At 73.1% G+C, this 6,185-nt stretch carries 8 protein-coding genes; 5 read left to right on the top strand and 3 right to left on the bottom strand.

The genetic code is table 11. The features are described 5' to 3' along the window. The 3 genes from AB0C29_RS28940 to AB0C29_RS28930 all read left to right on the top strand — a co-directional run. The coding region (locus AB0C29_RS28940; RefSeq protein WP_360826482.1) for a hypothetical protein at positions 1-326 on the top strand (326 nt) is incomplete at its 5' end. A gap of 66 nt (positions 327-392) precedes the next feature. Beyond that, complete coding sequence (locus AB0C29_RS28935) at positions 393-2,276, top strand: long-chain fatty acid--CoA ligase (RefSeq protein ID WP_360826479.1); 1,884 nt, start codon at positions 393-395, stop codon at positions 2,274-2,276. A 186-nt stretch (positions 2,277-2,462) separates the two neighbouring features. Beyond that, positions 2,463-3,518 carry a glycoside hydrolase family 43 protein gene (locus AB0C29_RS28930; RefSeq protein WP_360826477.1) on the top strand — a complete coding sequence of 352 codons (1,056 nt, stop codon included), beginning with the start codon at positions 2,463-2,465 and terminating at the stop codon, positions 3,516-3,518. A 1-nt stretch (position 3,519) separates the two neighbouring features. Here AB0C29_RS28930 and AB0C29_RS28925 read toward each other — a convergent pair whose 3' ends face one another. Continuing rightward, positions 3,520-3,963 carry a hotdog domain-containing protein gene (locus AB0C29_RS28925; protein WP_360826474.1) on the bottom strand — a complete coding sequence of 148 codons (444 nt, stop codon included), beginning with the start codon at positions 3,961-3,963 and terminating at the stop codon, positions 3,520-3,522. Continuing rightward, a complete protein-coding gene (locus AB0C29_RS28920) occupies positions 3,960-4,595 on the bottom strand; it encodes a TetR/AcrR family transcriptional regulator (RefSeq protein WP_360826471.1) in 636 nt (211 codons plus the stop codon). The genes AB0C29_RS28925 and AB0C29_RS28920 overlap by 4 nt, the downstream gene beginning before the upstream one ends. 111 nt (positions 4,596-4,706) lie before the next feature. Between AB0C29_RS28920 and AB0C29_RS28915 the strand changes: the two genes are divergently transcribed. Then, entirely contained in the window at positions 4,707-4,970 is a 264-nt protein-coding gene (locus tag AB0C29_RS28915) for an Atu4866 domain-containing protein (RefSeq protein ID WP_360826468.1), read from the top strand. Beyond that, complete coding sequence (locus tag AB0C29_RS28910; protein WP_360826465.1) at positions 4,967-5,806, top strand: helix-turn-helix transcriptional regulator; 840 nt, start codon at positions 4,967-4,969, stop codon at positions 5,804-5,806. Before AB0C29_RS28915 ends, AB0C29_RS28910 begins: the two co-directional genes overlap by 4 nt. On the opposite strand, the gene AB0C29_RS28905 is transcribed toward AB0C29_RS28910, so the two are convergent. After that, positions 5,788-6,185: hypothetical protein (locus AB0C29_RS28905; RefSeq protein ID WP_360826462.1), on the bottom strand; the 398-nt coding region annotated here is incomplete at its 5' end. The genes AB0C29_RS28910 and AB0C29_RS28905 overlap by 19 nt on opposite strands.

Genomic DNA, 6,185 nt, shown 5'->3' with positions numbered 1-6,185 from the left:
GCCGCCTGCCTCGCGCCGTGGCCGGGCCGCTGCCGCAGGCGGGGCACGTACTGGCCAACCCATGGGTGCGGGTGGCCGGCGGCCCGCCCGTCCGGCTCGACGACGTGATCGGCTACCGGTGGGCCTTCCTCGGTCACGGCTGCGATCCCCGCCGGGTGCCCGAGGCCGAGCGTCCCGGCGCGGTCCACCTGGCCCTGGACCTGGCCGATCCGGCGCCCGGCTGCCTGGCCGTGGAGGACCTCGACGGCCTGCTCCGCGGGGCGGCCGGCACGGTCACCGCGGTACGCCCCGATCGTTTCCTGCTCGGCGTCCTGCGTCCCGGCTGAGCGGGTCCGCTGCCGCCGCCCCCCGCGCTGACGGATGATGGAGGGGTCGACGGAGAGGGATGCAGCATGCCGACGAGCACCGTGACGGCGTCCACGAGCTGCCGCGCGAGCACCGCCGAGGAGGCCCGCCTGGCGGAGCTGCGGCGCACCGAGCCGGCGTCGTTCGGCGCCATGTTCCTCGACCGGGTGGCCCGCACGCCCGGGGCGGAGGCCTACCGGCGCCTGGACAGCGAGGGCGGGTGGCGGTCGCAGAGCTGGGCCGAGACCGGTACGGCGGTCACCGAGATCGCCGCCGGCCTGCTCGACCTCGGGTTGCGGGCGCAGGAACGGGTCGCGATCCTGGCCGGCACCCGCACCGAGTGGATCGAGGCCGACTTCGGCGTCATGTGCGCGGGCGGCGCCACGACCACGGTGTACCCCAGCAGCTCGGCCGCCGAGGTCACGCACATCCTCACCGATTCGGCGAGCCGCTTCGCGGTGGTCGAGCACGCCGGGCAGCTGGCCAAGGTCTTCGCCGCGGGCTCGCCGGTCGAGCATGCCGTGCTCATCGACGGCGCGCCCGGCGACGGAGACGGCCGAGTGCTGACCCTGGCCGAGCTGCGCGCCCGGGGGCGCGAGCTGCTCACCGCGAAGCCCGCCGTGGTACGCGAGGCCTGCGCCGCGATCCGGGCCGACGACCTGGCGACGCTGATCTACACCTCCGGCACCACCGGGCTGCCCAAGGGCGTCCGGGTCACCCACCACAGCTGGATCTACCAGGGCCTGGCCATCCAGGCCATGGGCTTCCTGGGCCCGGACGACCTGGGCTATCTCTGGCTGCCCCTCGCCCACGCCTTCGGCAAGGCCCTGCTGTCCTGCCAGCTCTCGGTGGGTTTCGCGTTCGCTGTGGACGGCGACGTGGGCCGGCTCGTCGAGCGGCTCCCGGTGGTCCGGCCGACGATCATCCCGGCGGTACCGCGGATCTTCGAGAAGGTGTACGCCGGGGTCCTCGCCACCGTGCAGTCCGGCAACCCCGTGACCGCCCGCCTGTTCCGCTGGGGCATCGGGGTCGGGATCCGGGTGTCCCGGCTGCGCCGGCGGGGCGAGCGGCCGGGCCGGTTCCTCGCCGTCCAGCACCGCATCGCCGACCGGCTGGTGCTCGCGCGCGTCCGGAGCCGGTTCGGTGGCCGGCTGCGCTTCTTCATCTCCGGGGCGGCCGCGCTGTCGACGGAGATCGGTGAGTGGTTCGACGCCGTCGGCCTGCCAGTGCTGGAGGGCTACGGCCTCACCGAGACCTGCGCCACCACGTTCTTCAACCGGCCGGGCAGCCCGGAGTACGGCACCGTGGGACTGCCGCTGCCCGGCACCGGCGTCGCCCTGGCCGAGGACGGGGAGATCCTGGTCCGCGGCCCCGGCGTGATGCAGGGCTACCACGGCGCCCCCGGGGCCACCGCCGAGGCGCTGGCCGGTGGCTGGCTGCACACCGGCGACATCGGCGAGATCACCGCCGCCGGCTCGTTGCGGATCACCGACCGCAAGAAAGACCTGATCAAGACCTCGAACGGCAAGTACGTGGCGCCGCAGACGATCGAGGCGCGGTTCAAGGGGATCTGCCCGCTGGCGAGCCAGATCGTGGTGCACGGCGACGGACGCAAGTACATCACCGCCCTGATCGACCTCGACCCGGACGCCGTACGCGCCTGGGCCCCCAGGCACGGGCTCGGCGACACCGACTACGCCGGGATCACCCGCTCCCCGCAGCTGACCGAGGCCGTGGGCGGCTACGTCGAGCAGCTCAACGCGACGCTGGCGCCGTGGGAGACGATCAAGAAGTTCCTGGTCCTCGACCACCACCTGGCCGTCGAGGGCGGCGACCTCACCCCGTCGCTGAAGGTACGGCGCCGCGCGGTCGAGACCCGGTACGCCGATCTGCTCGACTCGCTCTACCCCGCGGGCCTGCCCAGTCAGTGACAGGTGTCGATGCATTGACTTCCCGCCCGGAACGGGAAATCCTCAGGGAGCGCTCTCCGGCACCCCCGCCGCGCGCACCGGTCCGGGATCTCCCCCCGACGCCTCCGGCGCATCCCCACCGGACGCCACCCCCGTGCGGCCCCCACCGCAACGGCGTCGAAGCGGAGGCAGAAGCGGGAACCGCCCATGAGCAGGTCACGTCTCGCCACCGCCGCCCTGGCGCTGGCCCTGACCGCCACTTTCGCCCTGTCCAGCGCCCGTACGGCCGACGCGGCGCAGAGCATCCGGGCCGCCGACCCCAGCGTGATCCGCGTCGGCGGCACCTACATCTCGGCGCAGTCGCTGAACGGCGGCATCGCCGTCCGCCGGGCCTCGTCCCCGGACGGGCTCGCCGCCGCTCCGGCCCGGCAGGTGTGGTCCGACAGCCGCGGCCGGGGCGAGGTGTGGGCCCCGGAGATCGTCGTGGACGGTGGCCGTTACTACATCTACTTCTCGGCCGGCACCGGCGCCGCCCACCGCATGTACGCGATCAGCTCGGCCGCTCCGGACTCCGGCTACACCGCGGAGACCCAGCTCGCGCTGCCGGACAACAAGTGGGCCATCGACGGCGCGCTGTTCACCTTCAACGGCCAGCGCTGGTTCGTGTGGTCCGGCTGGGCCGGTGACACCAACGTCGAGCAGAACATCTACCTGGCCCGGATGAGCAGCCCGACCACCCCCACCGGCGGCCGGTACGTGATCTCCCAGCCGCGCGAGCCCTGGGAGCGCGTCGTCGGCAACCCGTTCATCAACGAAGGACCCGAACCGATCCGCGACCCCAACGGGCAGCTGCACATCGTCTACTCCGCCAACGGCAGCTGGAGCGAGCAGTACTGCCTGGCCGACCTGCGGCTGCGCGCCGGCGGGGACCCGGCCTACGTCTGGGACTGGTACAAGTCCAACGGCTGCCTCTTCGGCTCGCAGCGCGCCACGATGATGGCCGGCTGGGATCCGACGCTGTCGGTCAACGGCCCCGGGCACCACAGCTTCGTGCTGCTCAACGGCGACATCGCCACCAGCCCGCCGGCCGGCCCGCGCTTCCCGCTGATGTTCCATGCCGTACCGAAGGGCACGCCGTACACGTGGGGCAACCGGTTCTGGTACACCGGCACCTTCGCGTGGTGGGGCAACACCGTCTACAGCCGAGCCAACGTGCCGGGCGCCAACTCCGACACCGGCTGGGGTCTCAAGTTCTTCGAGTAGATCAACCGCGCAGCAGCTCCGAGCCGAGGGTGCGGCCGTGCTCGGTCCACGGGGCCGGGCGCATGGTGGCCGGGTCCAGGCGCACGTTGACCCGGCGGCCCTCGGCGAAGACCGTGGCGCCGTCGGCCGAGGTCACCCGGAACCGGTAGTCCGCGCTGGTCGTGCCCATGCTCTCCAGCCAGAAGTGCACGCTGATCTCGCCGGTGCCGCGGACCGGGCGGTGGAAGGTGACGGAGTATTCGCGGACCACGTTGAAGGCGTCCGGCGTGGTGGGCCGGCCGCCGGAGAAGGAGACGCCCCGCGCGGCCCACCAGAGCACGATCGCGCGTTCCACCAGCACGGCGTAGCGGGAGTTGTGCAGCACGCCCATGGCGTCCAGGTCGTCGAAGTGCACGGGCATGGGGACGACGCCGCCGTGCGGCAGCGTCTCGGTCGCGGTGGTCATGTCAGCTCCGGGAGGATCGTCGGGTCGGTGGCCAGCGCGCGCAGGTGCTCGAGCTGCGCCCGGCGGGCGCGCCGGAAGGTCACGTCTCGTCCCAGCACGGGTGCCTGCATCACGGCGCAGACACCCAGGGACTCGGTCTCGTAGGCGATGCCCTCGGGCTCGGCGCCGGGCCGCATCTCGCCCAGCGCGACCGCGTCGGCGGCCAGGCCGGTCAGGAAGGTCATCCAGTCGGTCAGCTCGGCGGCCAGCCGGTCGCGGATGACGCCGGGGCGGGCGTTGTATTCGAAGTGCGCGTTGGCGAAGAAGCAGCCACCGGGCAGGACCTCGGCCTCGTAGAAGGACAGCCGGGTGTCGTGCACCGCCCACAGCCGGCGGACCCCGCGCGGCGCGGCCAGCGCGGGCCGGATGATCCGCTCGGTCCACTGGGCCCGGGCGTGCTCGATCACCGCGAGCTGCAACGCCTCCTTGGACCGCCAGTGCGCGAACAGGCCGGACTTGCTGACGCCGAGCGCGTCGGCGACCTGGCTCAGCGACAGGCCGCCGAGGCCGGCCACCGTGGCCAGCGCCAGGGCCTGATCGAGCACCGCGGTGCGGGTGCGCTCGCCGCGGATCAGCCGGCCGTCCTGGGTCATGCCGTCACCGTACAATAAGACCGACCGTTCGTAAATATAGTGCTGACCACACCGCTGGGTGGGTGCGACGCACCCTCCCCGCGCGGCCGCGGGGCTCCTAGCGTGGAGCTCATGACAAAGCCATCCCACCCGTACGCCGGCATGTGGGTCACCGCCGACGGAGCCATCCGCCACGAACTGCTGCCGGAGGGCCGCTACGTCGAGGCGCGCGGCCGCCGGGAACGGGCGTACACCGGCCGGTACGAGGTCAGCGGCGACCACATCGACTACGTCGACGACACCGGCTTCACCGCCGACGGCGACTTCATCAACGGCGTCCTGCACCACGCCGGGATGGTGCTGCGCCGCCGTTCGCCGGGGGACAATCGGTCATGACCAGGGACGGGATGCTGGGCGACTTCCTGCGGGCCCGGCGGGCCGAGGTGACCCCGCAGCAGGTGGGCCTGCCCGCCACGACCGGACGGCGGGTCACCGGGCTGCGCCGCGAGGAGGTGGCCGCCCTGGCCGGCATGAGCGTGGACTACTACGTCCGCCTCGAGCAGGACCGGGAACGGCATCCGTCGCCGCAGATCCTCGACGCGCTGGCCCGGGTGCTGCGGTGGAGCCACGATCAGCGGATGCACGCGTACCGGCTGGCCGGGCTGCTACCCGTGGCCCCGCTGCCGGCCTCGGCCGAGCTCCCCGATCCGGCCCTGGTCGAGCTGCTCGGCGCGTGGCGGGACAACCCGGCGATCGTGTTCGGGCGCGAGTACGACATCCTGGCCCGCAACCCGCTCGCCGAGGCGCTGTTCGCCGACGTCGAGGAGCGCGGCAACCTGATCCACGCCGTCTTCCTCGAGCCGTCGGCGCGCGCGTTCTACGCCGACTGGGCGGCCGTGGCCCGCAGCAGCGTCGGCGCCCTGCGGCTGGCCGCCGGGACGGCAACGGCGGACGACCGCGTCGCCACAGTGGTGCGCACCCTGTCGGAGCACAGCGAGGAGTTCCGCCACCTGTGGTCCCGCCACGACGTGACCGGCAAGACGCTGGAGACCAAGCGGCTCGTGCACCGCGAGGTCGGCGAGCTGACCCTGGCCATGCACACGTTCGACGTACGGTCCGCGCCCGGGCAGCAGCTGGTCGTCTACCACGCGGCGCCGGGCAGCCCGTCGGCCGACGCGCTGGCCATGCTCGGCTCGCTCGCGGCCACCCGGGCTCAGAACGCCGCGTCGTAGAGGGCCTGCAGCTCGGGTGTGGCCAGACCGCTGTAACCGCAGACCAGAGTCTGCCCGTCGGTAGCCGCGACCAGGTACTGCCGGCCCGGCTCGAAGACCGTCGCCCCGATCAGTGCCTCGCTGTTGCCGTCGCTCTGCGCGACTTCGACGACATCGGTGGGCGGGCCCGCGTACCGGTGGGTGACGCGCAGGACCGCGGTGCCGCCGGCGATCCGTTCGACGGTTCCGGCGAAAGCCAGCGAGACCCGGGCGAGCATCGCGGGGTCGGGTGGCATGCACTTCGCCGCGGTGTCCCCGACGACGACGATGCGCGTCACCGTGGCGACGGCCGGGCTCGCCGTCGGCTCCCCGGCCGCCAGTGCGGCCAGCCAGAACAGCC

The sequence above is a fragment of the Actinoplanes sp. NPDC048791 genome, from assembly GCF_040650095.1.
Taxonomy (GTDB): domain Bacteria; phylum Actinomycetota; class Actinomycetes; order Mycobacteriales; family Micromonosporaceae; genus Actinoplanes.
Note: the sequence above shows the minus strand (reverse complement) of the source record. Positions and strands in the feature narration are given on the sequence as shown.

Bases quoted from the DNA above. Each gene is read 5' to 3' on its own strand.
- AB0C29_RS28935 (WP_360826479.1), top strand. From the start codon at position 393: ATGCCGACGAGCACCGTGACGGCGTCCACGAGCTGCCGCGCGAGCACC.
- AB0C29_RS28930 (WP_360826477.1), top strand. From the start codon at position 2,463: ATGAGCAGGTCACGTCTCGCCACCGCCGCCCTGGCGCTGGCCCTGACC.
- AB0C29_RS28925 (WP_360826474.1), bottom strand. From the start codon at position 3,963: ATGACCACCGCGACCGAGACGCTGCCGCACGGCGGCGTCGTCCCCATG.
- AB0C29_RS28920 (WP_360826471.1), bottom strand. From the start codon at position 4,595: ATGACCCAGGACGGCCGGCTGATCCGCGGCGAGCGCACCCGCACCGCG.
- AB0C29_RS28915 (WP_360826468.1), top strand. From the start codon at position 4,707: ATGACAAAGCCATCCCACCCGTACGCCGGCATGTGGGTCACCGCCGAC.
- AB0C29_RS28910 (WP_360826465.1), top strand. From the start codon at position 4,967: ATGACCAGGGACGGGATGCTGGGCGACTTCCTGCGGGCCCGGCGGGCC.